This is a genomic window from Stenotrophomonas sp. 107298_Sma (genome assembly GCF_056480345.1).
Genome location: NZ_CM151094.1, coordinates 1,034,275 through 1,061,183 on the forward strand (window position 1 = coordinate 1,034,275; position 26,909 = coordinate 1,061,183).

The following is a 26,909-nucleotide window of genomic DNA, read 5'->3' on the forward strand; positions in this document are numbered from 1 at the left end:
GATGCCAGCGGCAGATCCACGCCTGCGTGGATCTGCCGGCTGCGGGAGCCTACAGCACCCGTTCCATTTCCACGGCGTCGATCCCGGCGCCGTGGCCATCGGGCACCACACGTGTCACCTGGAAGCCCAGACCGGCGTAGAAGCCCTGGGTGTGCTGGCTGGTACTGAGTGTGATGCGATTGATGGCTGGATCAGTTTCGGCCTGACGCAGGCGCGCCAGCGCCAGTTTGCGCCCCAGCCCCTGCCGGTGCAGCGCGCGCTTCACCATGCCCCAGCAGAAACCGGCACTGCCATCACCGCGTCGCGACAGGCCGCCACAGGCCACGAGGCTGCCATCGCGCTCGATGACCTGGAATGCACAGTCCATTGCCTGCTCACGCAGGAAGCGTTCAAAGTCGCTGCGCTCTTCGGGCGCGAAGTAGGTGGGTACGTTGCTGTCGAAAATCGACAGGCAGGCGGTTACGTCACTGCGGCAGTAGGGGCGGGGTGTCATGAAGGAACGTCAGGGTGGTGGCGGACACATTGTGCGCGAGGTCCGTGCCATTGATGTCTGAACATGGCGAGCCCGGAAACCGGTTCGGAGGCAGACTGCAGGTCCCCGTCATCAGGAGTTTCCATGTCCAACGCTCACGCCAGTTTCGTGCAACTCCACCACGGCGCCGATCTTTACGTGCTGCCCAACGTATGGGATGCCGGTGGCGCCCGCCTGGTCCAGCAGCAGGGCGCTCGCGCGGTGGGAACATCGAGTGCTGCGATGGCGTGGTCCTGCGGTTATGCCGATGGCGGTGCGCTGCCTGATACCGCGCTGCTGCAGCGGGTTTCCGAAATCGCTCGTGTGGTCTCGTTGCCGGTCACGGTCGATATCGAGGACGGCTACAGCGATGTTCCCGATGCGGTCGCTGCGCGGGTGCTGCGCCTGGTGGAGGCGGGTGCGGTCGGGATCAACATCGAAGACGGCGCCGGCAGTCCTGCGGCGCTGGTGGACAAGATCACTGCCATCCGCTCGGCGCTTTGCGGGCGATCGCTTTTCATCAATGCGCGCACCGATGTGTATCTGCGCAGCCTGGCTGAAGGTGATGAGGCCGTCAGGATGAGCATCGATCGGCTGCAGGCCTATGCACGTGCCGGTGCCGACGGCGGCTTTGTGCCGGGGCTGCGTGCGCTGGACGAGGCTGATGCGGTTGCCAGCGCCGTGCCGCTGCCCCTCAACCTCATGTGGCTGCCTGGAATTGCGTCGCTTGCTGCGCTGTCGCAGGCCGGCGTGCGGCGGCTGAGTGCAGGGCCCGCGTTGTTCATGCACGCATGGGCGGCGACGGTTGCGGCGACCACGGATTTTCTCGGCGGCACGATGGCGATGCCCGAGGGCGCACCGGGGTATGCGGCCTTGAACCACCTGTTCAGCGAAGGGTGAGGGTGCTGGGGACGGGAGCAGCGGGAGGCTGGGGCATGGGCGGATAGTCGATTCGACCGGGCCGAGTCATCCACGCATGGTGTGGATCTACTGATGCAGCTGGAGGAACAAGCCCCTCTGTTGAGGGGCTACCCCGACAGGGGCGGGGAGAGGCGGGCGAAGGGAGGGGCCCGAACGTTGCACCGCAACGTTTGGGGCGAAGCGCGCGCAGCGCACTTCGCGTTCCGCGCCAGATAACTGAAAAAGGCCGCCCCTAGGGGCAGCCTTTTTCAGTTATCTGGCGGAGAGAGGGGGATCCAGTTGAGTCCGACCCAATCCATTGAACCGCTTGGCATTCACAAACCGGGAGTGCCCTGTTTTGTGCCCGGCGCATTGTAGGACTATCCAAGCATGCACGGATAGCTCCGGGGCTCCTCCGTGTGCCTTTAGAGAATGCCGCCTGGGTCGCCGAGGGCTGGTCGCGGGATAGCTACTCCAATTGGTCCTACCCGCTGGACCCGACTGCTCAATGAGTCATCTCAGGGCCTCCTAGTGGCTAACCACTTCGCTGCGAACAACGGGCACCCGGCGAGGGGAGAGGGTCGAGTCAGTATCGCGTCGGGGGAACGCTGACCAAGCCGGAACAGTATTGTATCGAGATGCTGAAAGCATTCGATGCTGAGGCCAACGACAATCAGAATTTCATGATTTGGTTCATTGAACATCAACGAAAGGTTGGCGTGCCCCTCGAAAACTACGTTCCGTATGGGATCGTCGAGCTCGTTGACACGCGAAACTCTATCGGCGAGAAATGGCGTGCAGTGACGGAAGACGCATCCTGCTCAAAATGGTGGACACAGGTCCAGAAAAACATGTGTGGGGTAAAGTAATGCGCGCGAGATCGATTCTGTTTACGGCCATTTTGGCAGTCATCGCCACGGCTTGTTCAGAACAACCCGCCCCAGACAAGGGCGCAGTGACACCGGCGGCAGAAGGCGGCGCGTCGTCCCACTCTGTTCCGGGACAGACACCACGCGCTACCACGTCCCAGCACTCAACGGGTGGTCAATCCCATAGCTTTGACGCGGCCGTGGTTGCGCAGCGCTTGTGCACTGGAGACTGCCGTGACGCCGGCCCTCTGCAAGCAAGATCGCAAGAAGAGGCCGAATGGCTAATTCGGCATCAATATCCTTCGCAGGCTGAACTCGAGCGGCTTCGATCTGAATCGCTGGATGTATTGCAGCAAAAGGCGTCAGTGGGCGACTCCACCGCAGCCGCGGTGCTGGGAAAACGGATTGCCTTGGAGAAAAACTTCATGGACGGCCAAGTCATGCTCCGAAATCAGGTGCTATCGGGCAACCTCTATGCGCTTTACGCTATCTCAGAGTCGTATCGCGAATCGAAAGTGCCAAACGCGGTAGATGGTGCAGCATATCTCCGTTTGGCTTACATCATGGGCGACCACAAAGCAGCGACCGAGATTGCGAAGATGGGTCTCAGCTCTGCGGAGCTGGCGGCTGCCGACAGGAGAGCGTCTTTGCTCTACAAGGGATTCGCAGGAGACCAGGTGCCTGATCCGCGCCCACAAGGGTAGTCGTATATGGTGCAGCAGGGTGCCCTCTTAAGGGCACCCTGACTTCGCAGGCATGGGCAATAATGCAGTGCTGGTCGATGTAAGCCATCGACCAGCGCGCCAGAGCTCTCCGCATTTTTCCCTTCTTCTTCCCTTGCTTGGCGGCATTGGCTGCTTTTCGCTTTTTCTTCATGGTTCGGCGCAAGCTTCGCCGCTCGTGTCGTAACCAGCGGCTTTCAGGAGTTTGTCGGCGGCGCGTGCCGCTGCTAGGACGTTTGCCCCCCTAGTGCTTAACGCGTTTTCGCCGTTGCGCAAGCCCGGCGGCGCAGGAGCGCCGCCACTACCATTTTGCCGACAGGGAGCCGAGCGGCAGCGAGGCCAGTCGATCTGCCAGTGCTCGGTCACCGTCCCGTCTGCCGCCTTGGTCCGGTTCAAGATCAACTGCTGTAGCGGGTCACCATCGGTCAGGTGCTTGGCAGCGCGTCGATGTCCTCTTCCTTGATTCCCATACGTTGCTCTCTCAGCGCCTCGAAAGCCCGGGCATAGCGCGCCGTCAGTTGCAGGGCGCAGCTGGGCCACGGCCAGCTCGGTCGTGCGCAGGCGGCGTTTGAAGACGCGATGGCCTGGAGATCGGTGGGACCCGTTGCCGGAACGACCAAAGCTCAGAGGGCGCGCGAACGAGATGGTGTGGGATGCGCATCGAGAGATGTGTCCCGATTTGTGTCCCGCCGGAGGTCATCCCAGAAAAGCAAAAACCCCTGCGTTAACAGGGGTTTGCGTAATCTGGCGGAGAGAGGGGGATTCGAACCCCCGAAGCGCGGTTTAGACGCTTACACACTTTCCAGGCGTGCTCCTTCAACCACTCGGACACCTCTCCGGATCCCTGCCATCGGCAAACGCCTCAGCAGGGGCGCAGATTCTAGCGGGCGGCGCGGCCGGACACAAGCACCCCGATCAAGGGCGTATCCATGGCCATGGGAGGCGAGGGGGCTGGACAGGCATGGCACAATGGAACATCCGATGGAAAACGGTGGCCTGATGTCCTATCTCGTCCTTGCCCGCAAGTGGCGTCCGAAGCGTTTTGCCGAGCTGGTGGGCCAGGAACACGTGGTCCGTGCGCTCAGCAACGCACTGGACAGCGGCCGGGTCCACCACGCGTTCCTGTTCACCGGCACCCGCGGCGTGGGCAAGACCACCATCGCGCGCATCTTCGCCAAGTCGCTGAACTGCGAGCAGGGCACCAGCGCCGATCCGTGCGGCCAGTGCGCGGCCTGCCTGGACATCGACGCCGGCCGCTACATCGACCTGCTGGAAATCGACGCCGCCTCCAACACCGGCGTGGATGACGTGCGCGAGGTGATCGAGAACGCGCAGTACATGCCCTCGCGCGGCAAGTACAAGGTCTACCTGATCGACGAAGTGCACATGCTGTCCAAGGCGGCGTTCAACGCGCTGCTGAAGACGCTGGAAGAGCCGCCGGAACACGTGAAGTTCCTGTTGGCCACCACCGATCCGCAGAAGCTGCCGGTCACCGTGCTCAGCCGCTGCCTGCAGTTCAATCTCAAGCGCCTGGATGAGGACCAGATCCAGGGCCAGATGACCCGCATCCTGGCTGCCGAGGAGATCGAGGCCGACAGCACTGCCATCGTGCAGCTGGCCAAGGCCGCCGACGGCAGCCTGCGTGACGGCCTGTCGCTGCTGGACCAGGCGATCGCCTACGCCGGCGGCGCGCTGCGCGAGGATGTGGTGCGCACCATGCTGGGCACGGTCGACCGCACACAGGTGGCAGCGATGCTCGATGCGCTGGCCGAAGGCGATGGTCCGCGCCTGTTGCAGGTGGTGGCTGCGCTGGCCGAATTCTCGCCGGACTGGAGTGGCGTGCTGGAAGCGCTGGCCGAAGGCCTGCACCGCATCCAGGTGCAGCAGCTGGTGCCGGGCGCTGCGGCTGCCGCCGAAGGCCTGGACGCGACAGCCTTTGCCGAACGGCTACGCCCGGAAGTGGTGCAGCTCTGGTACCAGATGGCCTTGAATGGTCGTCGCGACCTGCCGCTGGCGCCGAGCCCGCGCGCCGGCTTCGAAATGGCCGTGCTGCGCATGCTGGCGTTCCGCCCGGCCGCGGCGGTCCCGCCGGTGCCGAAGTCGGTGGACGGTGCAGGCAATGCGTCGGGCGGCAATGCTGCCGGTGGCGGCACCGGTGCGGGTACCCATGAAGCGACGCCGGCGACTGCCGCCGCTTCGGCAAGCCCGGCCGTGGTGGCGCAGTTGGCCGCTCCGGCGCAGGCTGCGCCGCGCGAGCCTGAACCCGAACCTGAGCCGGCCCCGCAACCGGAGCCGGATCCGACGCCGGAACCCGAGCCGGTTCCAGTGGAAGAGCCCGTGTCGTCGCCGCCGGTAAAGGCCGAAGCAGCGGCGCCGCCGTCCGCTGAAGCAGAAGCGGGTGATGACCTGCCGCCGTGGGCCACCGACGAAACCGGGGCGCGTGACGAGGCGCTGGCGGCCGAGATGGCTGGTCCGGATGCGGCGATGGTCGCGCCCTGGCATGAGCCGCCGGCTCCCGTCGCGGTCCCCAGCGAGCCTGCGCAGCCCGAACGTCCGTTCCGCGCCGAAGGCATTGCCATCGCGCCGGCCGAACCGCCGGGGCCGGCGCGTGATGCCCCGCCGCTGGAAGGTGTCAGCGATCTGGCCAGCGCCGAGGACTGGCTGGACCTGGTCGCCAACAGTGGCCTCAGTGGCCCATCGAGGCAGTTGGCCGCCAATGCCGCGTTCATCAGCTGCCAGCACGGGACCTTGAAACTGGGCCTTTCGCCCGGATTTGAATACCTGCGCTCGGAGCGCGCGCTGGCTGCGCTGGGCGAGATGCTGGAGAAGGCCCTCGGCCAGGCGCCGAAGATCGTGGTCGAGACCGTGGAAACCGAACACGTTCCGGCCGAGACCCTGCACCAGCGTGCCGATCGCCAGCGTGGCGAGCGGCAGCAGGTGGCAGAGGCTGTTTTCATGGACGATCCGGAAGTGCAGGTGCTGATCCAACAGCACGGTGCCCGGGTTGTTTCCGATTCCATCCGTTCTTTTGACGAGTAAGACACTATGCGCGGCAACATCGCCCAACTGATGCAGCAGGCCCAGAAGATGCAGGAAAACCTGCAGAAGGCCCAGGAAGAAATCGCCAAGATCGAAGTGACCGGCAGCGCCGGTGGCGGCATGGTCAGCGTGACCCTGACCGGCGCCAAGGAATGCCGCAAGGTGCGTATCGACCCGTCGCTGGCCAGCGACCCGGAGATGCTGGAAGACCTGATCGCCGCCGCTTTCAACGACGCCTCGAACAAGATCGATGCCGAGTCGAAGTCGAAGATGGGGTCGGCCACCGCCGGCATGCAGCTGCCGCCAGGCATGAAGCTGCCGTTCTGATCTTCAGCGGGGTGCCTGTTGTTGCGGGCACCCCGCAGAGTCGAGCTTGCTCGACTGTCTGCAGCAGTCGAGCAAGCTCGACTCTACACATACCCGTCGGGCATGCCCGGCACGATCGAAGCACCCTGCCGTGTCCGCACCCCTGCTTGAACAATTGATCGACGCACTGCGGGTGCTGCCTGGCGTTGGCCAGAAGACCGCGCAGCGGATGGCCTACCACCTGCTCGAGCGCGAGCGCGAAGGTGGCCAGCGCCTGGCTGAAGCGCTGTCGCTGGCGGTGGAGCGCATCGGCCATTGCGCACAGTGCCGCGATTTCAGTGAAACCGAGCTGTGCCCGACCTGCGCCAACGGCAGCCGCGAGCGCAGCCAGCTGTGCGTGGTGGAATCGCCGGCCGACCGCCTGGCGATCGAGAACGCTACCGGTTTCCGTGGCGTGTACTTCGTGCTGCAGGGGCGGCTTTCGCCGCTGGATGGCATCGGCCCGCGCGAGCTGGGCCTGGAGCAGCTGGAGCGGCGGCTGGCCGAAGGCGAGGTACGGGAGCTGATCATCGCCACCAGTGCCACCGTCGAGGGCGAGGCCACCGCGCATTACCTGGCGCAGCTGGCGCGCGCACGAAAGGTTCAGCCGAGCCGTTTGGCGCAGGGGCTGCCGCTGGGTGGTGAACTGGAATATGTCGATCGCGGCACGCTGTCGCACGCGTTCGGGACGCGCAGCGAGTTCCGCGATTGAGCGCTGGCCGGGCATCGTCCGGCGCGGCCGGCCTACAATGCGGGAGACATTCCCGCCGAGGCTGACCATGAGCAACGAAACCCTCTTCAGCAAGATCATCCGTCGCGAGATCCCGGCCACCATCGTCTACGAGGATGACGAGGTGCTGGGCTTCAAGGACATCGCACCGCAGGCGCCGGTGCACGTGCTGTTCATTCCGAAGAACGAGATCATCCCGACCCTGGACGACCTGCAGCCGTCGCAGGCGCACCTGATCGGCAAACTGGCGCTGGCCGCTGCCGAGTATGCGCGCCGCGAAGGCTTCGCACGGGACGGCTACCGCATCGTGATGAACTGCCGTGAGGACGCCGGGCAGACCGTGTTCCATATCCACATGCACCTGCTGGCCGGTGGGCAGCTGGGGCATTTCGGTACGCCGGGGCGTTGAGCGCAGGGCATCCATGCCATGCGTGGATGAAAAAAGGCCGCCCGAGGGCGGCCTTTTCCGTCATGCCTGTGCGGTGACGATCACCACCAGCCCCAGCGTCCATAGCCACCCCAGTACGGGCCATACGGGCCCGGGCCCCACGGGCCGTAGGGGTAGGGCACCACATCGACCTGGCGCTGTTCCGGCCACAGGTAGATCACATCGGCCGACAGCTTCGGCAGGCGGTAGTCATAGTCGCCGATGCGGGTGTTCTGGTAGCCGTCGATCTTGCCGATGAAGGTCACGTCACGGCCGGCTTCGAACACGGCCGGGTCGTAGAAGCCGGCGCGGCAGGCGATGAAGCGGCCGTCGCTGGCGTCTGATGAGGTGGTGTTCGGGCGGCCACTGGCGTTGAGCGGGCGCGAGATCATCTGGAAGCAGGTCTCGCCCTGGCCGGGCTTGGTTTCGATGATGCGGCCGCCCCAACGGACGGGCGTGCCGACCTGCTGGGTGGCGACCGAGTCGCGCGGGGAGACCAGGCTGAACTGTCCCTGCAGCGGCTTGGGGGCCGTGGCGCAGGCCGACAGGGCCAGCGTGGCCACAGCGGTGAGGAAGAACTTGGTGTTCATGGGGAGGCTCCGGAAGTCGGGCGATGCCTGCGCAGGTCCCGCAATAATGAAGCGAGGTCGGTGCAAGTTCCAGCGTAGCGCGCGTCGTCGAAACGCTGGCTGAGCGCCAGCAGTGCAGGATCGGGGCGGCGGGCATGTACCCGACGCGCCCAGTCCTGTGCGGTTTCATGCGGTTCGCGGGCCAGGCCGAGGCGGGCGTAGCGGCGGCCCAGCCGGTGCCAGGCGCACAGCAGCGGATCACGTTCGCGTTCGCCGCGGGCCAGCAGCCAGGCCATCCACGCCAGCGCTATCAACGCAGCCGTCACGAAGCCGGCTATCAGTTGTGCCGGCCCCAGGTCATCCAGCCCGAGCGGCTTGAGCAGCTGCTGCTGGCGGCGGGCATCGAAGGACAGCACCAGATCGTTCCAGCCGCGGCGCAGCCAGTCGCCCATCTGCCCCAGTTGCAGCCAGCGCTGTTGCAGCGGGCTGTCCGTGCCGGCCTGCAGGCGGTCGTCGAGGGTGTCGAGAATACGTTCGGGGGCGACGGCAGCGGTGGGATCGACGCGCACCCAGCCACGTTGCGGCAGCCATACCTCGGCCCAGGCGTGGGCGTCCATCCGCCGTACGATCCAGTAGTCGCCAAGGCGGTTGCGGGTGCCGCCGGCGAAGCCGGTCACCACGCGTGCCGGAACGCCGGCGCCGCGCATCAGCACCACGAAGGCGGCGCTGAAGTGTTCACAGAACCCGGCTTTGTAGCCGAACAGGAACTCGTCGACCGGATCGCGTCCTGCCGGGGGCGTTTCCAGCGTGTAGGAGAAATCGGTGGTGATCCATTGCAGCGCGCGGCGGACGATGGCTTCGTCATCGCCACCGGCGTCCTGCCGCCATTGCTGGGCGAGGGTTGCCGTGCGTGGATTGAAGCCGGCGGGCAGCTGCAGCGTCGCGCGCCGGAGGTAGGGCGAGAGCGTGCTGTCGAAGTGCTGTGGTGGTGCCGAATGCAGTCGCCAGCGGCTCAGCGAGGCCAGCGAGCGCTCGCTGCTCAGGCTCATGTCCGCGTCCAGCGTGCTGCCGGCAGGGGCGCGGCTGGGCAGGTCCAGCGCCACCAGCTGACGGCGGTCGGTGGGCTCGTAGTCGATCTGGTAGTCCCAGCCCTGCACACCGGCAACGACGACTGCCGCAGGCCGCCGTGCGCTGGCGCGGTCGCGCGTCCAGCGCCGGCCATCGAAGGCAGTCAGCACCGGGCCACGCCAGTAGCGTTGCGTCGGCTCGGGTACGGCACCGAAGAACTGCACACGCAGCGCCGGGGTGTCGTCGGCCATCAGGTCCAGCCATTGGCCGGGTTCCATGCTGTCGGACAGCCCCGGCGTGCCGACGGCACGTTCGGGAACACCCCACAGCGGCGTTGCCAGGCGCGGGAACAGCCAGAAGCTGGCCAGTGCCAGCGGCAGGCCGATCGCCAGCAGACGACCGACACTGCGCAGCTGCCCACGCAACGGCAGGCGGCCGGCATGGCCTTCATCCTGGGCCAGGCGTTGCAGTGCAAGCAGGGCGCCGACACCGGCCAGGGCGGCCAGGGTCGTGGTCAGTGGTCCCTGGTCGAGCAGGAATGCGGCAAACGGAGCAAACAGCGCAAAGCCGAGCAGGCTGCGCGCGTCACGCAGGCTGCGCAGTTCGCTGGTTTTGATCGCCAGCATCGCCGCCAGCAGGGCGCAGCCGGTATCGCGCCCCGGGCGCGCCATGCCCATCTGCCAGACGATGGCGGCGAGCATGCCCAGCACCAGCAGCAGGCGTATCGGCATCGGCAGCACGCGTCGCCAGGACAGGGCAGCGGTCAATATCGCAGCGATCGCGATCACCACCGCCAGCAGCGGTGGCAACTGCAGCAGCAGTGGCAGCAGGGCCAGCGCCGCACAGGCCAACGTCCAGGCACGTGTGCTGCGATCCAGTTGATCGAGGGGATCAGCCATATGGCATCAGCGCCAGCGCGCGCAGGCACAGGTGGTGATGGTTCGCGCCCTGGCCGGGCCCGAACGGCGGGTGCGCCGGCAGCAGCAGGGTGTAGCGGCGGCCCTCGCGTTCGGCCATGCCGACCCAGCGCGCCAGCCGCGCGATGCGTGCTTCGTGGCCCAGCGGTGCCAGCATGCGCCAGTCCAGCACCACTTCGATGCCGGCCGGCTTTTCGTACTCGCGCACCAGCAGACTGTCGCGGCGTGCCGAGTGCTTCCAGGAAATGCTGCGTGGCGCGTCGCCGGCGCGGTAGGGCCGTAGCTGATGCAGTTCCTCACCACTGGCATGGGCACGCGTGTGCAGGGGATCGTTGCCACTCTCCGGAAGTGCAGGTGCGGTTGTCTCGGCCAGTGGATAGACCAGCAGCGGTTGTTCCGGCCACACCCACGACCACGCCCGCACCAGGCCCAGTGGCTGGGTGGTGGACAGGCGGATGCGCGGCAGCTCCAGCCAGCCGCGGCGTTCGCTCGGTACCTCCAGTTCCACCTCACCGCGACCGTGTGCCGGCAGTGAGGTCCAGGTTTCGCTGTCGCCCAGCTGCAGGTGCAGGCCATGGCGCGCGCGCGGATCGCGCAGCGACAGGTCCACGCGCAGGCGCAGCGGTTGCCCGGCCGGCACCGGCTCGGCGGAGATCGCATCGATCTGCACGCCGGACAGCTGCAGGTGCGCGGCAATGGCACTGGCGATGGCCGCTGCCGCCAGCAGCAGGGCCAGCAGCAGCGCTGGATTGTTGTTGTAGTTCAGCGCGCCGAGGAGCATGGCGGCCAGCAAGGTGGCAACGAACAGGCCGAAGCGGGTGGGCAACACATAGATGCGATGGCGATCCAGTCGCTTCGGCAAGGCTTCTGGCCTGCGCGGCCGGGCCATCAGCTGCAGTCGTGCCCAGCGTGTGGCCACGTTCAATCCACCGCGACGGTCTGCAGGATCGCACGCGCCAGTGCCGGCCCCGAGCTGGATTCCGCCTCCGCCACCAGCCGGTGGCCGGCCACTGCCACGAACAGGGTCTGCACGTCTTCGGGCACTACATGGCTGCGGCCAAGCATCAGCGCATGCGCCTTGGCCGCACGTAGCAGGGCCAGGCCTGCACGCGGTGACAGGCCGACGCGTACACCAGCGTGCTGGCGGCTGCGGGTCAGCAGCGCCTGCACGTAGTCGATGAGTGCGTCGCTGGCATGCACCTGGCCGACCGCATCGCGCAGCGCACGCACCTGGGTATCGTCCAGCTTCGGTACGGCGCGTGCGATCAGGTCGCGGCGGTCGGTGCCACGCAGCAGCTCGCGTTCGGCCTGTGCACTGGGGTAACCCATCGCCAGCCGCAGCAGGAAGCGATCCAGCTGCGAATCCGGCAGCGGGAAGGTGCCGGACAGGTCCACCGGATTCTGCGTGGCGATCACGAAGAACGGATCGGGCAGCGGATGGGTCTGTCCATCCAGAGTGACCTGCTGCTCGGCCATTGCCTCCAGCAGTGCGCTCTGCGTGCGCGGTGGCGCGCGGTTGATCTCGTCGGCCAGCAGCACGTGGGTGAACACCGGGCCGGGATGGAACTGGAACTGGCGGCTGCCCGCTTCATACACCGAGACGCCCAGTACATCGGCGGGCAACAGGTCGGAGGTGAACTGCACGCGCTGGAAGCTGAGGCCGAGGCTGCTGGCCAGTGCATGTGCCAGCGTGGTCTTGCCCAGGCCAGGCAGATCCTCGATCAGCAGGTGCCCACCGGACAACAGCGCGACGAAAGCCAGCCTGACTTCCGGCACCTTGCCCAGCACCAGTGCATTCACCTGATCCTGTGCCTCCCGCAGGGCCTGTCTCAATTGATCGGTTAGCATGCTGGGGTTGGGGGACGAAGCTGGCATGATCGTCTCAGTTCTGGAATCCACTCGATTATCCATAGAGCGATGCAAGGCGAACAGCGCGCACGAACGATATTTCTCTGGTTATGGACGCTGGTCACAGCGGCCAAGCTGGTGGTGGCCGCGCGCCTGCCACTGTTTGTCGATGAGGCGTTCTACTGGCAGGAAGGCCAGCATCTGGCGGCCGCCTATTCCGATCTGCCCGGGTTGACTGCATGGCTGGCACGACTGGGCGTGGAGATCGGTGGCCACCACGTCCTGGCGTTGCGCCTGCCGTTCCTGGCCATTGGTGCATTGCTGCCGCTGCTGGTGGCGCGCATCGCCACGCGTTGGTTCGGCAACGTGGCCGGATGGCAGGCCGGCAGCCTGACACTGTTGATGCCGTTGTCGGCCACGCTGGGACTGCTGGCGGTGCCGGACGTGCCGATGGCACTGGCGGCCGTGATCTGCCTGCACGCCGGTGCGCGCCTGCTGCACAACGTCGATGCGTCTTCGGCGATGAAGCTGGCGCTGGGCCTGATGATCGGTGCGCTCAGCCACTATCGCTTCATCGGCGTCATCGGCGTGGGCTTTGTTGCCTTGCTGGCGCTGCCGCAGGGACGGCGCATGCTGGCTGATCCACGCGTATGGGTGGCGCTTGCAGTGGGCGTGCTGGCCTGGCTGCCGCTGCTGGCGTGGAATGCGGACAATCACGATGCCGGGCTGAAGTTCCAGGTGGTTGAGCGCCATCCCTGGACTTTCGAATGGGCCGGGCTGTGGTTCCTGCTGATCCAGCCGATGCTGGTTACGCCGATCCTGTGCATCGCGATGTGGAAGGTGGCGTTGGCGGGCACCCGCAGCGGTGGCGGCGCGCGCGTGCAATGGCGTTACTTCGGCCTGGTCGGTGGCGTATCAACGCTTGGCATCTTCCTGCTGGGATTCTTCACCGACGTCGAGCGGATCAGCTTCCACTGGCCACTGCCGGGCTATCTCGCGCTGCTGGTGGCGGTGCCGGTGGTGCTCAACGGCTGGCCGCGCTGGCTGCGCCGTACCGGCTGGTGGCTGGCTGGCGCCGGCATGGTGCTGGCATTCGGTTATTACCTGATGGCATCCACGCCTTCGCTGCGTGAGCAACTGGCGGGCAGCAAGTACTACCCGCGCAACTTCGCCGGTTGGCAGCCGCTGGCGGTGGCGGTGCGCGATGAGCTGCAGCAGATGCCAGCCGGCACGCGCGTGCTGGCCGGCAACTTCAAGGTCGGGGCCGAACTGGGCTTCCAGCTCGGCAATGGCGATATCGAGGTGCTGCCGCATCCGCTCAACGACAAGCACGGCCGCACCGCGCAGCTGGCGCAGTGGGGGTTGCTGCACGAGGGCGAGCGTGCGGCGCCGATGCTGTTGGTGCTGTCGCCCAGTGACCAGCGTTACCGCGATCTGCTGGCGCGCTATCACGCCATCTGCGGGCAGGTCGGGCCGTTGCCCGCGCCGCGGGTGGTCAGCAGCGATCATGGTTTCCAGCGTTTCCTGCTGTTCCGCCTGCCGGCACAGCGCGCGGCGGGTCCGTGCGTGACCCCGGCGATGGCGTGGCTGGATGCGCCATCCAACGGTGAAAAGGTTTCGGGCACGCTTGCCATCAAGGGCTGGGCGTTCAAGGACGGCGTCGGCCTGGCGCGTGTCGAGGTGCTGGTCGATGGCCGCTCTATCGGTAGCGCGCAGTACGGGCGTGTGTTCGACGTACGTCACACCTGGCCGGACAGCACCGACCCGCGGCATCCGGCGGTGGGCTTCGATGCGTCGCTGGATACCGCCACTCTGGCACCGGGCCGGCATTGGCTGGGCCTGCGCCTGCATGGCAACGATGGCAGCGTGGAAGAGTGGCAGGAGCAGCCGTTCGAGGTTCGTTGAGTCCGGCTTTTGCAGAGTCAAGCCATGTTCGACTGCTTCTGTTCCAGAGGGCAGGTGGCCAGGGAAATGCAGTCGAGCATGGCTCGGCTCTACAGTTCAGGGCACCGCGAATCCCGCTCTGCGCAGCAGCCCGCACAGCGCGATCAGCGGCAGGCCCACCAGTGCCGTCGGGTCGCGGTTGTCGATCGCCTCGAACAGGCTGATGCCCAGGCCCTCGCACTTGAAACTGCCGGCACAGTCCAGTGGCTGTTCTGCGGCTACGTAGCGAGCGATCTCGTCCTCGCCCAGCGCGCGGAAACGCACTTCGGTCAGGTCCGTCGCTGTGAAGGATTCTCCGTTGCACGTGAGACTGATGGCGGTATGAAAGTGTACGGTGTGCCCGGACATCGCCTTCAGCTGCGCGCAGGCCGCCTCGACCGTGCCAGGCTTGCCCAGCGGCTGGTCGTTCAGGTTCGCCACCTGATCCGAGCCGATCACCCAGGCGCCCGGATGACGGGCGGCCACCTCGGCGGCCTTGGCGGCCGCCAGTCGCATGGCCAGGGCCAGCGGGGCCTCGCCGTCCAGCGGGGTTTCATCCACGTCCGGGCGTGCGCAGTCGAAGGGCAGGCCCAGCCGTTGCAGCAGTTCACGGCGGTAGCGGGAGGTGGAGGCTAGGATCAGCGGCATGCGACAATACCGGGGCAGGGCGCGGCAGTCTGGCCCGTCCGCAACGCCAGCGGCAAGTCCTGTATGGCGGGCATTTGACAGCCGCCGCCCCGATCCTTAGTATTCAGCGGCTTATGTCCGCGAACGTGCCCGAAACGCTGGATGCCTGGCGGATGGTTGTAGCGCGAAGGCGCTTCGACGGCCAGGTCTCCCTGGCTGAATTGACCCGCCTGCAGGGGTTGGTCGCCGATACCGACGGTGAGTGTGCCTACTCGCTTGAATTCGGTCGCGACGACATCTTGCGGGTATCCTATGTGGAACTGACCATCGACACCGCGTTGCCGCTGACCTGTCAGCGCAGCATGCAGCGATTCCTGTTGCCGGTGAAGGTGACCCAGAGGCTTGGCCTGATCCGCGACGAGGACGAGGAATCGTCCTTGCCGGAGGAATACGAGGCGTTGCTGGTGCCGGAAGATGGCCAGCTGCGTCCGCTGGACCTGGTCGAAGACGAGTTGGTGCTGGCGGTGCCGGTGGTACCGCTGTCGCCCGATGGTGAAGCAGTCGACAAGGACTGGGCACCGAGCGAAGAAGAAACAAAGAAGGCCAACCCGTTTGCGGCGTTGGCGGCCTTGAAGAAACAATAGCAGCCGGATTGTCGTCGGCGGCTGCGGCGAAAGCGAAAGTGTGCTGGGCGCTGGCGTCCTGCGCGACGATACGACGAAGCAAAAACGAACCGAGTTTGGAGCAATCCCATGGCTGTCCAGAAATCCCGTGTCACCCCGTCCCGCCGCGGTATGCGCCGTGCGCATGACGCCCTGAGCGCCAAGCAGCTGTCGACCGACCCGACCACCGGCGAAGTGCATCTGCGTCACCACATCACTGCCGATGGTTTCTACCGCGGCAAGAAGGTCATCCAGACCAAGACCTCGGCCGTCGAAGAAGATTGATGTGCCGGGAAGGCCGCTGCCTCCGGGCAGCGGCCTTTGCCTTCTTTCCCGGGCTTGCCGGTGATCGGCGGCCTGCGCAACAGGAAACATGATGAGCAAGCGGATCTATTCGAGGATCGCGGGCACCGGCAGCTATTTGCCGGAAAAAGTCCTGACCAACGCCGACCTGGAAAAAATGGTCGAAACCTCGGATGAGTGGATCCAGTCGCGCACCGGCATTCGTGAACGGCACATCGCGGCCGAAGGCGAAACCACCAGCGATCTCGGCTACAACGCCGCGCTGCGCGCGCTTGAAGCGGCCGGCATCGACGCTTCGCAGCTCGACATGATCGTGGTCGGTACGACCACCCCTGACCTTATTTTCCCGTCCACCGCGTGCCTGATCCAGGCAAAGCTCGGTGTGGCCGGATGCCCCGCCTTCGACGTCAACGCGGCCTGTTCGGGTTTCGTGTTCGCGCTGGGCGTGGCCGACAAATTCATCCGTTCCGGCGACTGCCGGTACGTGCTGGTGATCGGCGCCGAAACACTGACCCGCATGGTCGACTGGAACGATCGCACCACCTGCGTGCTGTTCGGTGATGGTGCCGGCGCCGTCGTGCTCAAGGCCGACGAAGAGACCGGCATCCTCAGCACCCACCTGCATTCCGATGGCAGCAAGAAGGAGCTGTTGTGGAACCCGGTGGGTGTCTCGACCGGGTTCAAGGACGGCACCAACGGTGGTGGCACCATCAACATGAAGGGCAACGACGTGTTCAAGTACGCCGTCAAGGCGCTGGACTCGGTCGTGGACGAGACCCTGGCTGCCAACGGCCTGGACAAGTCCGACCTGGATTGGCTGATTCCGCACCAGGCCAACCTGCGCATCATCGAAGCCACGGCCAAGCGCCTGGACATGTCGATGGAGCAGGTCGTGGTCACGGTTGACCAGCACGGAAATACCTCGTCCGGCTCAGTGCCGCTGGCGCTGGACGCTGCAGTGCGTTCGGGCAAGGTCGAGCGCGGCCAGCTGCTGCTGCTGGAAGCCTTCGGTGGCGGCTTCACCTGGGGTTCGGCCCTGCTGCGCTATTGATAGTGCAAGTTACGACAACGTGAAGTCTGTCGTTACGGCCCCTCTGGGGCCGTAACGCGTTTAAGGAGGACCTGTCATGGTTGAGCCCATCGTCATCGAAGGGCAGCGTGCCTGGCTGAAGCAGTACGGCAAGGGAAGCCGGGCGCTGGCTCTGGGCCTGCTCAATTTTGTTGCCCGCCGTTTCCATCTCGATGCCCTGCGCCCGCCACCGCATCGCGGCGGTGATGCTGCACGCGAAACCGAAGCCCGTCGCCTGGCTGAACTGCAGGCGCAGGGAGTAAACGTGCCGGATGTGCTGGGTACCGGTCATGCCGCGCTGGTGATCGGCGACAACGGCAGTTCGTTCAATACCTGCCTGCGCGAAGCCGACGAGGCTGGTCGCGACCGGTTGGTGATGGCGGCGATGCTGGCCATTGCCGAGGCGCATGCGCGCGGGGCCTATTTCGGCCAGCCGCTGCCGCGCAATCTCACCTGGGACGGCCAGAACGTGGGCTTCATCGACTTCGAGGAAGATCCGCTGGAAGTGATGGATCTGTCCGAAGCGCAGGCCCGTGACTGGCTGATGTTCGGCTATGGCGTCGCCAAGTATTACGCCGACCGGCCCGAGCGCCTGCAGGCGATGATGGCCGAGGCGATGGGCGACGTTCAGGCACCGGTGCGCGAGCATGTGCATGTGGTCAGTGGCCGCCTTCGCAATCTGGCCAGGGTCTGCATGAAGCTGGGCCGTTCAGCGCGCGCGCTGGCGCATTCGATCTTCATCGCCCATGGAGCCAGTACCGCTGGCGTGCTGATGCTGGTGGGCCTGTGCGTGGATTTCCTCGCCGACGGCGATCTGGACGTCCTGCAGCTGTTCTGCTGATCGTCGGCTGGGGTCAGATCCCTTTTCCATGGGAAAAGGGATCTGACCGCGGATCTCCAGCGCCCTGCGACCACCATGGACCATACGCGTGCATACGCGCACGTACAGACGACACGGCATGTTCCCCCTTATCATGGCCCGCTTCGATTGCAACAAGCGGATGACCGCGTGACCGTATCCACCCTCGCTTTTGTCTTCCCCGGCCAGGGCTCGCAGTCTGTGGGCATGCTGGCCGAGCTGGCTGAACTGCACCCGCAGGTGCGTGAAGCCTTCACCGAGGCATCCGATGGTGCCGGCGTCGACCTGTGGGCACTGTCCCAGGGCGGCCCGGAGGAAATGCTCAACCGTACCGAATACACCCAGCCGGCCCTGCTGGCCGCAAGCATCGGCGTGTGGCGCGTCTGGAATGCCGTGGGCGGTCCGCGCCCGTCGGTGCTGGCCGGTCACAGCCTGGGTGAGTACAGCGCGCTTGTCGCCGCTGGCGCGCTGAGCCTGCACGACGGTGCGCACCTGGTGCGCCTGCGCGGCCAGCTGATGCAGGAAGCCGCGCCGGCCGGCGTCGGTGCCATGGCCGCGGTGCTCGGCGCCGAGGACCAGCTGGTACTGGACGTCTGTGCCGAAGCCGCGGGCAGCCAGGTGGTGGTGCCGGCCAATTTCAATTCGCCGGGCCAGATCGTGATCGGCGGCGACGCCGATGCGGTCGATCGTGCGCTGGCGCTGCTGGCCGAGAAGGGCGTGCGCAAGGCGGTCAAGCTGGCGGTCAGCGTGCCGTCGCATACCCCGTTGATGCGTGAAGCTGCCAACCGCCTGGCCGAAGTGATGGCCGGCCTGTCCTGGCAGGCGCCGCAGCTGCCGGTGGTGCAGAACGTCGATGCCAAGGTGCACGACGGCGTGGATGCGATCCGTACCGCGCTGGTGCAGCAGCTGTACCAGCCGGTGCAGTGGACCGGTTGCGTGCAGGCACTTGCCGCCCGCGGTATCACCCAGATTGCCGAGTGCGGTCCGGGCAAAGTGCTGACCGGCCTGGTCAAGCGCATCGACAAGGCCATTGACGGCCGCTCGCTGGCCACTCCGGGCGACTTCGAAGGCGCCCGCGAGGCGTGGTCGGCCTGATTGCCCCTGTTCCTGCCGACCGTGCCGGTCGCCGCTGCAAGCGGCATGGGCGCGGCGGCCGTCCCAGCCTGAGGAAAACATCATGAGCAAGCCCCTGCAGGGTGAAATCGCACTGGTCACCGGTGCCAGCCGCGGCATTGGTGCCGCCATCGCCGATCTGCTGGCCGCCCAGGGCGCCACCGTCATCGGTACCGCCACCACCGAGTCCGGCGCTGCCGCGATCGGTGAGCGCCTGGCTGCCCACGGTGGTCACGGCCGTGCCCTGAACGTGACCGACGCTGCCGCACTGGGCAGCGTGCTGGACGGCATCGCCAAGGAATTCGGCCCGATCTCGATCCTGGTCAACAATGCCGGCATCACCCGCGACAACCTGCTGATGCGCATGAAGGACGAGGACTGGGCGTCGATCATCGACACCAACCTGACCAGCGTGTTCCGCACCAGCAAGGCGGTCATGCGCGGCATGATGAAGGCACGCAAGGGCCGCATCATCAACATCGCATCGGTGGTGGGTGTGACCGGCAATGCCGGCCAGGCCAACTACGCGGCTGCCAAGGCCGGCATCATCGGCTTCAGCAAGTCGCTGGCCAAGGAAATCGGTTCACGCGGTGTCACCGTCAATGTGGTCGCTCCTGGCTTCATCGACACCGACATGACCAAGGCGTTGCCGGAGGAAGCGCGTACCGCGCTGATCAACGACATCGCCCTCGAACGCCTGGGTTCGCCGGAAGACATCGCCCATGCGGTGGCCTTCCTGGCCGGCCCGGCTGCCGGTTACATCACCGGCGAAACCCTCCATGTGAACGGTGGCATGTACATGCCGTAAGCAAGGGGCGCAGGGATTGCGCCGCAAGTGGTTGATCTGCTGGGCTTTTTGCTGCGATGCAAGGCCGCGCTGGTTTCCACTACACTATCCCACGGCCATCGCCTTTGATGGCGACCACTTTTGAACCACAACTCCATCTGGAGCGAGATCCCATGAGCACCATCGAAGAACGCGTCAAGAAAATCGTCGTCGAACAGCTTGGCGTCAAGGAAGAAGAAGTCACCACCAGCGCATCGTTCGTCGATGACCTGGGCGCTGACTCGCTGGACACCGTCGAGCTGGTGATGGCGCTGGAAGAAGAATTCGAGTGCGAGATCCCGGACGAAGAAGCCGAGAAGATCAGCACCGTCCAGGCCGCCATCGACTACGTCAAGGCCCACGTCAAGGCCTGATGTCAGACGGCAGTGCGCGCGCGGGCTCAGGCTCGCCGCGCACCGCACCCCATGGGGCCGCTGTTGCGGCCCCGTGTGTTTGGGCATTACATCGAAGCAAACCGAGTTACCCGTAGAAACCATCCGGGTCAGGAGAAACAGCAATGAAGCGTCGCGTCGTCGTAACCGGCCTGGGTATCGTCTCGCCGTTGGGCAATGATCTGGCCAGCAGCTGGGAAGGCATCACCCATGGTCGTTCGGGCATCGGTCCGCTGACCAACGTTTCTGATGCCTATCTGGATCGGTTCACCACCAAGATTGCAGGTGAGGTCAAAGGATTCGACATCACCGCCGACAACGAACTGTTCGGCAAATTCCGGGTCAGCGGCAAGGATGCCAAGAAGATGGACCCGTTCATCCATTACGGCCTCGGTGCCTCGTTCATGGCCCTGCATGATTCGGGCCTGGAGATCACCGAAGCCAATGCCGATCGCATGGGTGCCATCGTTGGCGCCGGCATCGGCGGCCTGCTCGGCATTGAAGAGCAGACCATCGAGTTCCACGAGGGCAAGAAGATCTCGCCCTTCTACGTGCCCAAGACCATCATCAACATGCTGCCGGGCCAGCTGAGCATCATCACCGGCCTGAAGGGCCCGTCGTTCTCGGCGGTGTCGGCGTGCGCGACCTCGAACCATTCGATTGGTACCGCGATGCGCATGATCCAGTACGGCGATGCCGACGTGATGGTGGTCGGTGGTGCCGAGCGCGGCTCCTCGCCGACCGCGGTGGGCGGCTTCTGCGCGATGAAGGCCATGAGCACCCGCAATGACGCCCCGGAACAGGCCTCGCGCCCGTGGGACAAGGACCGCGACGGCTTCGTGCTGGGCGACGGCGCCGGCATCCTGATCCTGGAAGAGTATGAGCACGCCAAGGCGCGTGGCGCGAAGATCTATTGCGAACTGGCCGGCTTCGGCGCCAGCTCCGATGCGTACCACATGACCGCGCCAAGCGAGAACGGCGAAGGTGCCGCGCGCTGCATGGTCATGGCCATGAAGGACGCCGGCGTGACCCCGGAGCAGGTGGGCTACCTCAATGCGCACGGCACCTCCACGCCGCTGGGCGACCTGGGCGAGACCATGGCGATGAAGACCGCCTTCGGCGACCACGCCTACAAGATGATGGTCAGCTCCACCAAGTCGATGACCGGCCACCTGCTGGGCGCTGCCGGCGGCGTGGAAGCGATCTTCTCGGTGATGGCGCTGCAGGACAACGTCATTCCGCCGACCATCAACCTGCAGCAGCCGGGCGAAGGCTGCGACCTGGACTACGTGCCCAACGAAGCGCGCCAGGCCAAGGTCGATGTGGTGATGTCCAATGGCTTCGGCTTCGGCGGCACCAACGGCACGCTGATCTTCAAGCGCGTCTGACCGAGTTGTAGAGTCGAGCCATGCTCGACTCCACGTTCTACGGAGCCGCCGCAAGGCGGCTTCCGTGCATCTGAACCCCCGAACTGGCTGCCATGACCCACGCACCAATGATCCACCCACTGCCGCATCCGATCGACCTGCTGGCCCTGCAGCAGCACGACCCGGTGCGCTTCCCGCTGCTGATGGAATCCACTGCCTCGGGCACCGCCCAGGGCCGCTGGAGCCTTCTGCTGGCCGCGCAGGGCGATTGCCTGCGGCTGGATGCCGATGGCCGGGTGCGTGATCAGCGCGACGTGGTGCAGGCCGGCAGCTTCCTGCAGGCACTGGACCGTGCCTGGCAGCACGAACGGCTGCCGCATGATGGCAGCCACAGCCTGCCGTTCCGCGGCGGCTGGGCGTTGATGCTGGACTACGAAGTGGCCAGCCAGATCGAAACCGTGCTGCCGGCGCGTGCACGCGATGACGGCCGCCCGACCGCGTTGGCGCTGCGTTGCCCGGCGGCGGTGCTGCACGATCACCACAACGACGCCAGCTTCGTCATCGCCGAAGCCGGTGAGCACGCGCTGCTGGATGCGCTGGTGGAACTGGCCTCGGCCGCACTGCCCGATGCAGGGCAGGGCTGGCTGCCGCCGCAGTCGGTCGGCGAGGACGCGCCGCAGCGCTTCACCGACGGCGTGCGCCGGGTGATCGAATACCTGCGTGCCGGCGACGTGTTCCAGGTGAACCTGTCGCGACGCTGGAGCGCGCAGTTCGCCGCACCGGTCAGCCCGCAGGCGTTGTACGCGCAGCTGCGCCGTGCCAACCCCGCACCGTTCGCCGGCCTGTTCAGTGCGCACGGCCGGCACGTGGTCAGTTCCTCGCCGGAACGGCTGGTGTCGGTGCACGCCGGCCATGCGCAGACCCGGCCGATTGCCGGGACGCGTCCACGTTTCGAGGGCGACGACGATGCCGCGCGCATCCAGGAGCTGGTCGGCCACCCGAAGGAGCGTGCCGAGCACGTGATGCTGATCGACCTCGAGCGCAACGACCTTGGGCGCATCTGCCTGCCTGGTACCGTGGTGGTCGATGAACTGATGACCGTGGAGAGTTACGCGCACGTGCACCACATCGTCAGCAACGTCAGCGGCCATCTGCGTCCGGACGTGACCCCGGGTGAAGTGATCGCCGCCACCTTCCCTGGCGGTACCATCACCGGCTGCCCGAAGGTGCGTTGCATGCAGATCATCGGCGAGCTGGAGCAGGTGCCGCGCGGCGCCTACACCGGGGCGTTCGGCTGGCTGAACCGCGATGGCGACCTGGACCTGAACATCCTGATCCGCACCGCCGAAGTGGACGGCCACGAGGTCAGCTTCCGTACCGGCGCCGGCATCGTGGTCGATTCGGATCCGGACAAGGAACTGGACGAGACCCGCGCCAAGGCCCGTGGCCTGCTGCGCGCGCTGGGCCAGCAGGGCTGAGGGCAGGGCCTCCCGCCGGGCATGGCCCGGCGCTACCGATTCCGGTTTTGATGGGTGCCGACCTTGGTCGGCACGGATGCGGGTGTCTGCCACCCCGGTCATGACCCCACACCACCGGCACGGTATCCTGCACGACGGAATCGAGTTCAGAGGTAGTCCATGGCGGGAGCCAAGCGCGGGTGTCTGTTCGTGGTAACGCTGGTGGTGGTGCTGGCCGCCGTCGTGGCCGGCGCGGGCGCGTGGTTCTTCTACCAGCAGACCCGGTTCGCCGACACCCGGATCACCCCCTCCGCCGAGAGCGTGGTCATCGCCAGTGGCGACGGCATGAACACGGTGCTGCGCAAGCTGCGCGACGCCGGCGTGGACGAGGGCCAGGACGCGCAGTGGCAGCTGCTGGCGCGCCAGCTCGATGCTGCCGGCAAACTGAAGGTGGGTGAGTACGCGCTCAGCGGCGACCTGACCCCGCGTGAGCTGCTGCTGCGCATGCGCGCCGGCAAGGTGCTGCAGCATCGCGTCACGCTCATTGAAGGCTGGAATATCCGCCAGCTGCGTGCGGCACTGAAGCGTGCCGAACCGCTGCTGCACACCACCGACACCCTTGATGACGCAGCGCTGATGGACCGCCTCGGTTTCGCCGGCCAGCATCCGGAAGGCCGCTTCCTGCCGGAGACCTATGTCTATCAGCGCGGCGACAGTGACCTGGACGTGCTCAAGCGCGCCCACGGTGCGATGGAGAAGGCGCTGGACGAAGCCTGGGAAAGCCGTGCGCCGGACCTGCCGATCAACACGCCTTATGAACTTCTGATCATGGCGTCGATCATCGAGAAGGAAACCGCGCTGGCCAGCGAGCGCCCGCAGATTGCCGGGGTGTTCATGCGTCGCCTGAAGATCGGCATGCGCCTGCAGACCGACCCGACCGTGATCTACGGCATCGGTGCTGCGTACGACGGCAACATCCGCCGCCGCGACCTGACTACCGATACGCCTTACAACACCTATACCCGTGCGGGCCTGACCCCGACCCCGATCGCCATGCCCAGCCGCGATGCGCTGATGGCGGCTGCACAGCCGGCCGCAGGTGACGCGCTGTACTTCGTCGCCGTAGGCGATGGCAGTGGCGCGCACGTGTTCTCGCCCAGCCTGGACCAGCACAACGCCGCCGTAGCCCGCTACCTGCAGCAGCTGCGCCAGCAACGCACCAAGGAGACCCCGGCGCAATGAGTCCCGCGCTGCTTCGCCATCCCCGTTTCGTCAGCCTGGAAGGTGGCGAGGGCGCGGGCAAGACAACCGCCATCAACGCCATCCGTGACTGCCTGCGCAGCCACGGCCACGAAGTGGTACTGACCCGCGAACCGGGCGGTACGCCGTTGGCCGAGCGCATCCGTGGCCTGGTGCTGAAGCCCGATGCCGAAATCGCTGCCGAGCCGCTCAGCGCCGAAGCCGAGCTGCTGCTGGTGTTCGCTGCACGCGCGCAGCATGTGCGCCAGGTGATCCAGCCTGCACTGCAGCGCGGCGCCTATGTGCTGAGTGATCGCTTCACCGATTCCAGCTATGCCTACCAGGGCGGTGGCCGTGGCCTCGACCCGCAGTGGATTGCCGACCTGGAACGCCGCGCGGTGGGCCTGCTGCCGGGACTGACCCTGCTGCTGGATGTGGACGTGGCGGTAGGCCGCGCGCGTGCCAACGGCCGCGACCTGTGGCCGGACCGCATCGAAAGCGAACAGGACGACTTCTTCCAGCGCGTGCGCGAAGTGTTCCGCAGCCGTGCGCAGCAGGACCCGCAGCGCTTCGCGCTGATCGACGCTGGCCAGGTGCAGGCGCGCGTGGCCGCGGATGTGGTGGCGCGTGTCGAGCGTTGGCTGCAGGACGGGGAGGGCGCATGAGCACGTTCTCGCCCTGGCAGCAACGCGCGTTCGAACAGACGGTTGCCGCGCTCGATGCTGATCGGCTCGGCCATGGCCTGCTGATCTGTGGCCCGGCCGGGCTGGGCAAGCGCGAGGTGGCGTTGGCCCTGGCCGACCACGTGCTGGCGCGCGGCGATGCCGCGCACGCCACCCGCACCCGCCAGCTGATCGCCGCAGGCACGCACCCTGACCTGCAGCTGGTCAGCTTCATCCCGAACAAGAGTGGCGACAAGCTGCGCACCGAGATCGTCATCGAGCAGGTGCGCGAGATCACCAACAAACTGGCGTTGACCCCGCAGTACGGGGTGGCGCAGGTGGTGATCGTCGACCCGGCCGATGCCATCAATCGTTCCGCCGCCAACGCACTGCTGAAGACGCTGGAAGAGCCACAGTCCGGCCGCTATCTATGGCTGATCAGCAGTGACCCGGCGCGCCTGCCGCAGACCGTGCGCAGCCGCTGCCAACGCCTGGAATTCAAGCTGCCGCCGCGCGATGAAGCGCTGGCGTGGCTGCAGCAGCAGGGCCACAGCGAAGCGTCGGCGCGAGAAGCGCTGGACGCCGCGCGCGGCCATCCCGGCCAGGCCGACAACTGGCTGCGCGAAGATGGCCTGAGCCTGCGCCGCGAAGTGGGCCGCGAGCTGGAACAGCTGGCCGCCGGCAAGACCGGCGCGGTAGAGCTGGCGCAGAAGTGGTGCGCCGATGACAACGCGGCGCTGCGCCTGCGCTTCGCTGCCGACCTGGCGCTGGCCCAGGCCAGCACCGATGCCTTGACCACGCCGGAGCGATTGCACAAGCTTGCAGCCTGGTTCGATGCGGCCAACCGCACCCGCGACCTGCTGCGCACCACGGTGCGTGCAGACCTTGCGGTGGTCGAGTTGCTGCTGGCCTGGAACAAGGTGAACGAGCGGCCTGCCGCAAGGGGAAATCGATGAGTGCCAGCAACGCCCGCCAGGGCATCCTGTCCCTGGCCGTGAAGGACAAAGCCGCGCTGTACAGCGCGTACATGCCGTTCGTGAAGAACGGCGGCATCTTCGTACCCACACCCAAGCGTTACTTCCTGGGCGACGAGGTGTTCCTGCTGCTGACCCTGCCCGATTCCAGCGAACGCCTGCCGGTGGCCGGCAAGGTGATCTGGGTGACCCCGGCCGGAGCCCAGGGCAACCGCACCGCCGGCATCGGCGTGCAGTTGGCCGAGGGTGCCGAAGGCGAGGGCGTGCGCCACAAGATCGAGACCCTGCTGGCCGGCCTGACCGGCTCGGACAAGCCGACGCATACGATGTGAGGTGGCGCTGGGCCACGCCCGGCTGCGCACACCGAAAACGCCTGTGAACATCCATGTGAAAATGTGTTGACGGCCTCTGAAAAGCCCCTATAATGAGCGGCTCAGCAACACCGGGCGGTTAGCTCAGCGGTAGAGCATTGCCTTCACACGGCAAGGGTCACAGGTTCGATCCCTGTACCGCCCACCATGTTGCAGAACGAAAGAAGCCTCCAGCAATGGGGGCTTTTTTGTTGCCTGTGATTCCGTAGTGCCCGCCGAAGCGATCGCCGTTTCAGCCGGGATCCTCCAGCAGCTCGCGCGCGATCATCGCCGTTGCATCCAGCAGGTCGTGGCCGCTGCCAGCGCGCGCCACCACCGCCAGCAGACTACGGCCCACCTCGGCATTGCCGCTGGTCAGTTCCATCTCGCCTTCAAAGCACAGATCGGCCAACCATTCGTGGGCCTGTTGCAGCCCGCGCTTGCGGACGCGGCGGAACTCCGTGAGCAGCTTGGCCTGGCCGGCCTCACGCTCCCCATCGGCAAGCAGGCCGATGGCACCGCCGTGCGCCGCGCGCCAGATGGCCGGCAGCGGGCGACCGTTCGCGTCCACCACGTCCGCTGAGAACTGCGCGCAGTACATCTCGTAGCGTTTGCCCGCCGTACTGCGGGGCGCGATGCCGGCCGCGGCGAGCAGGCGTTCGGCTTCATCCAGTTTGCCGAACTTCAAGCGCAGCAGAGCAGGGCGGCTCAGCTGTTGTGCCAGCGCCTGCTGGTTGGCGGCGAACCAGACGTTCCAGCCCACGCTTGCGCGACCTTCCAGTGCGGCCTTGAAGTACTCCAGGTGTTCGGCGTTCATTGCGGCCTCCTGCGTTTCCGGCGCGATTGTAGCGGGCGCACACCCGAGCCGGTCAGGCATCGCCGGCGGAGAGGCAGTGATGTGCCTGGCGCACCAGTTGTCCTGCGGCCACGATCAGCCCGTCGGTATGGAAGGCGCCCAACTGTTCGTCCGGGCCGCCTTCGTTACGCGCGCGGTCGGCGGCCTGCAGCCGCCCACTCCGACCGTGCATATGACGACTCCAGAGCGGCGCCGCCATGGCAACTCCGTCACCCGGCGCACGCCGGCGGGAATGTGTCGCGGATGAAGGCAGAGGGTTCCATCCCTGCGCTGTCCCACCGCCCC

The 26,909-nt window shown here is 66.2% G+C and carries 28 protein-coding genes and 2 tRNA genes; 21 read left to right on the plus strand and 9 right to left on the minus strand.

What is annotated here, in order from left to right; all coding sequences use genetic code 11:
• Positions 1–49: 49 nt before the first annotated feature.
• On the minus strand, positions 50–493 hold the full coding sequence (locus ACZK2G_RS04865; RefSeq protein ID WP_478474823.1) for a GNAT family N-acetyltransferase: 444 nt from the start codon (positions 491–493) through the stop codon (positions 50–52).
• A 123-nt stretch (positions 494–616) separates the two neighbouring features.
• On the opposite strand from ACZK2G_RS04865, the gene ACZK2G_RS04870 reads away from it, so the two are divergent.
• Both ACZK2G_RS04870 and ACZK2G_RS04875 read left to right on the plus strand, forming a co-directional pair.
• Entirely contained in the window at positions 617–1,411 is a 795-nt protein-coding gene (locus ACZK2G_RS04870; RefSeq protein WP_211195228.1) for an isocitrate lyase/PEP mutase family protein, read from the plus strand.
• A 790-nt stretch (positions 1,412–2,201) separates the two neighbouring features.
• Positions 2,202–2,984 (plus strand): hypothetical protein, encoded by a 783-nt coding sequence (locus tag ACZK2G_RS04875; protein ID WP_478474825.1) that lies wholly within the window; start codon positions 2,202–2,204, stop codon positions 2,982–2,984.
• A gap of 763 nt (positions 2,985–3,747) precedes the next feature.
• On the opposite strand, the gene ACZK2G_RS04880 is transcribed toward ACZK2G_RS04875, so the two are convergent.
• Positions 3,748–3,840, minus strand: a tRNA-Ser gene (locus tag ACZK2G_RS04880).
• 143 nt (positions 3,841–3,983) lie between these two features.
• Here ACZK2G_RS04880 and dnaX point away from each other — a divergent pair.
• The 4 genes from dnaX to ACZK2G_RS04900 all read left to right on the plus strand — a co-directional run bounded on the left by dnaX (position 3,984) and on the right by ACZK2G_RS04900 (position 7,525).
• Complete coding sequence (dnaX, locus tag ACZK2G_RS04885) at positions 3,984–6,041, plus strand: DNA polymerase III subunit gamma/tau (protein WP_447782954.1); 2,058 nt, start codon at positions 3,984–3,986, stop codon at positions 6,039–6,041.
• Positions 6,042–6,047: 6 nt separating this feature from the next.
• Positions 6,048–6,368, plus strand: a complete 321-nt coding sequence (locus ACZK2G_RS04890) for a YbaB/EbfC family nucleoid-associated protein (protein WP_004154630.1) — start codon at positions 6,048–6,050, stop codon at positions 6,366–6,368.
• 130 nt (positions 6,369–6,498) lie between these two features.
• Positions 6,499–7,098 (plus strand): recombination mediator RecR, encoded by a 600-nt coding sequence (gene recR, locus ACZK2G_RS04895; protein ID WP_046982807.1) that lies wholly within the window; start codon positions 6,499–6,501, stop codon positions 7,096–7,098.
• Between the two features lie 67 nt (positions 7,099–7,165).
• The gene (locus tag ACZK2G_RS04900) at positions 7,166–7,525 is read left to right on the plus strand and encodes a histidine triad nucleotide-binding protein (RefSeq protein WP_046982806.1); all 360 of its coding nucleotides are present in this window, start codon (positions 7,166–7,168) and stop codon (positions 7,523–7,525) included.
• 80 nt (positions 7,526–7,605) lie between these two features.
• On the opposite strand, the gene ACZK2G_RS04905 is transcribed toward ACZK2G_RS04900, so the two are convergent.
• From ACZK2G_RS04905 to ACZK2G_RS04920, 4 genes are read right to left on the minus strand one after another with little or no spacing between them, the layout of a single operon-like run.
• On the minus strand, positions 7,606–8,133 hold the full coding sequence (locus ACZK2G_RS04905; protein ID WP_004154632.1) for a Slp family lipoprotein: 528 nt from the start codon (positions 8,131–8,133) through the stop codon (positions 7,606–7,608).
• Positions 8,130–10,079 carry a transglutaminase TgpA family protein gene (locus tag ACZK2G_RS04910; protein ID WP_478474828.1) on the minus strand — a complete coding sequence of 650 codons (1,950 nt, stop codon included), beginning with the start codon at positions 10,077–10,079 and terminating at the stop codon, positions 8,130–8,132. The genes ACZK2G_RS04905 and ACZK2G_RS04910 overlap by 4 nt, the downstream gene beginning before the upstream one ends.
• On the minus strand, positions 10,072–10,986 hold the full coding sequence (locus tag ACZK2G_RS04915) for a DUF58 domain-containing protein (RefSeq protein ID WP_046982845.1): 915 nt from the start codon (positions 10,984–10,986) through the stop codon (positions 10,072–10,074). The genes ACZK2G_RS04910 and ACZK2G_RS04915 overlap by 8 nt, the downstream gene beginning before the upstream one ends.
• A gap of 32 nt (positions 10,987–11,018) precedes the next feature.
• Positions 11,019–11,972, minus strand: coding sequence for an AAA family ATPase (locus tag ACZK2G_RS04920; RefSeq protein ID WP_046982804.1), 954 nt, complete (start codon positions 11,970–11,972; stop codon positions 11,019–11,021).
• Between the two features lie 42 nt (positions 11,973–12,014).
• Here ACZK2G_RS04920 and ACZK2G_RS04925 point away from each other — a divergent pair, with 42 nt between their 5' ends.
• Entirely contained in the window at positions 12,015–13,850 is a 1,836-nt protein-coding gene (locus ACZK2G_RS04925) for a glycosyltransferase family 39 protein (RefSeq protein ID WP_136638934.1), read from the plus strand.
• A gap of 96 nt (positions 13,851–13,946) precedes the next feature.
• Here the strand turns inward: ACZK2G_RS04925 and ACZK2G_RS04930 are convergent, their stop codons facing one another.
• Positions 13,947–14,516, minus strand: a complete 570-nt coding sequence (locus tag ACZK2G_RS04930; protein ID WP_337302124.1) for a Maf family protein — start codon at positions 14,514–14,516, stop codon at positions 13,947–13,949.
• A gap of 113 nt (positions 14,517–14,629) precedes the next feature.
• Here ACZK2G_RS04930 and ACZK2G_RS04935 point away from each other — a divergent pair, with 113 nt between their 5' ends.
• The 14 genes from ACZK2G_RS04935 to ACZK2G_RS05000 all read left to right on the plus strand — a co-directional run bounded on the left by ACZK2G_RS04935 (position 14,630) and on the right by ACZK2G_RS05000 (position 25,937).
• Entirely contained in the window at positions 14,630–15,139 is a 510-nt protein-coding gene (locus ACZK2G_RS04935; protein ID WP_046982801.1) for a YceD family protein, read from the plus strand.
• Positions 15,140–15,247: 108 nt separating this feature from the next.
• Entirely contained in the window at positions 15,248–15,442 is a 195-nt protein-coding gene (gene rpmF / locus ACZK2G_RS04940) for a 50S ribosomal protein L32 (protein ID WP_004154640.1), read from the plus strand.
• Positions 15,443–15,533: 91 nt separating this feature from the next.
• Positions 15,534–16,511 (plus strand): beta-ketoacyl-ACP synthase III, encoded by a 978-nt coding sequence (locus ACZK2G_RS04945; protein WP_046982800.1) that lies wholly within the window; start codon positions 15,534–15,536, stop codon positions 16,509–16,511.
• A 76-nt stretch (positions 16,512–16,587) separates the two neighbouring features.
• Positions 16,588–17,370: a BUD32 family EKC/KEOPS complex subunit gene (locus ACZK2G_RS04950; protein WP_046982799.1), complete on the plus strand. Its 783-nt coding sequence runs from the start codon at positions 16,588–16,590 to the stop codon at positions 17,368–17,370.
• 168 nt (positions 17,371–17,538) lie between these two features.
• Entirely contained in the window at positions 17,539–18,483 is a 945-nt protein-coding gene (gene fabD, locus ACZK2G_RS04955) for an ACP S-malonyltransferase (protein WP_046982844.1), read from the plus strand.
• A gap of 82 nt (positions 18,484–18,565) precedes the next feature.
• Positions 18,566–19,309: a 3-oxoacyl-ACP reductase FabG gene (gene fabG, locus ACZK2G_RS04960; protein ID WP_478474832.1), complete on the plus strand. Its 744-nt coding sequence runs from the start codon at positions 18,566–18,568 to the stop codon at positions 19,307–19,309.
• Positions 19,310–19,461: 152 nt separating this feature from the next.
• Entirely contained in the window at positions 19,462–19,701 is a 240-nt protein-coding gene (gene acpP / locus ACZK2G_RS04965; RefSeq protein WP_012510218.1) for an acyl carrier protein, read from the plus strand.
• A gap of 143 nt (positions 19,702–19,844) precedes the next feature.
• Positions 19,845–21,107, plus strand: a complete 1,263-nt coding sequence (fabF, locus tag ACZK2G_RS04970) for a beta-ketoacyl-ACP synthase II (protein WP_004146925.1) — start codon at positions 19,845–19,847, stop codon at positions 21,105–21,107.
• Positions 21,108–21,199: 92 nt separating this feature from the next.
• Entirely contained in the window at positions 21,200–22,564 is a 1,365-nt protein-coding gene (locus tag ACZK2G_RS04975) for an aminodeoxychorismate synthase component I (RefSeq protein ID WP_337302122.1), read from the plus strand.
• 159 nt (positions 22,565–22,723) lie between these two features.
• Positions 22,724–23,785, plus strand: coding sequence for an endolytic transglycosylase MltG (gene mltG / locus ACZK2G_RS04980; protein WP_426354221.1), 1,062 nt, complete (start codon positions 22,724–22,726; stop codon positions 23,783–23,785).
• Complete coding sequence (gene tmk / locus ACZK2G_RS04985; RefSeq protein ID WP_005408317.1) at positions 23,782–24,447, plus strand: dTMP kinase; 666 nt, start codon at positions 23,782–23,784, stop codon at positions 24,445–24,447. The genes mltG and tmk overlap by 4 nt, the downstream gene beginning before the upstream one ends.
• Positions 24,444–25,400, plus strand: a complete 957-nt coding sequence (locus ACZK2G_RS04990) for a DNA polymerase III subunit delta' (protein ID WP_136638931.1) — start codon at positions 24,444–24,446, stop codon at positions 25,398–25,400. Before tmk ends, ACZK2G_RS04990 begins: the two co-directional genes overlap by 4 nt.
• Positions 25,397–25,750, plus strand: a complete 354-nt coding sequence (locus ACZK2G_RS04995; RefSeq protein WP_046982794.1) for a PilZ domain-containing protein — start codon at positions 25,397–25,399, stop codon at positions 25,748–25,750. The genes ACZK2G_RS04990 and ACZK2G_RS04995 overlap by 4 nt, the downstream gene beginning before the upstream one ends.
• Positions 25,751–25,862: 112 nt before the next feature.
• A tRNA-Val gene (locus ACZK2G_RS05000) sits at positions 25,863–25,937 on the plus strand.
• Positions 25,938–26,021: 84 nt separating this feature from the next.
• On the opposite strand, the gene ACZK2G_RS05005 is transcribed toward ACZK2G_RS05000, so the two are convergent.
• The gene (locus ACZK2G_RS05005; protein ID WP_478474833.1) at positions 26,022–26,585 is read right to left on the minus strand and encodes a hypothetical protein; all 564 of its coding nucleotides are present in this window, start codon (positions 26,583–26,585) and stop codon (positions 26,022–26,024) included.
• A gap of 52 nt (positions 26,586–26,637) precedes the next feature.
• Complete coding sequence (locus tag ACZK2G_RS05010) at positions 26,638–26,796, minus strand: hypothetical protein (protein WP_169050344.1); 159 nt, start codon at positions 26,794–26,796, stop codon at positions 26,638–26,640.
• Between the last annotated feature and the right edge of the window lie 113 nt (positions 26,797–26,909).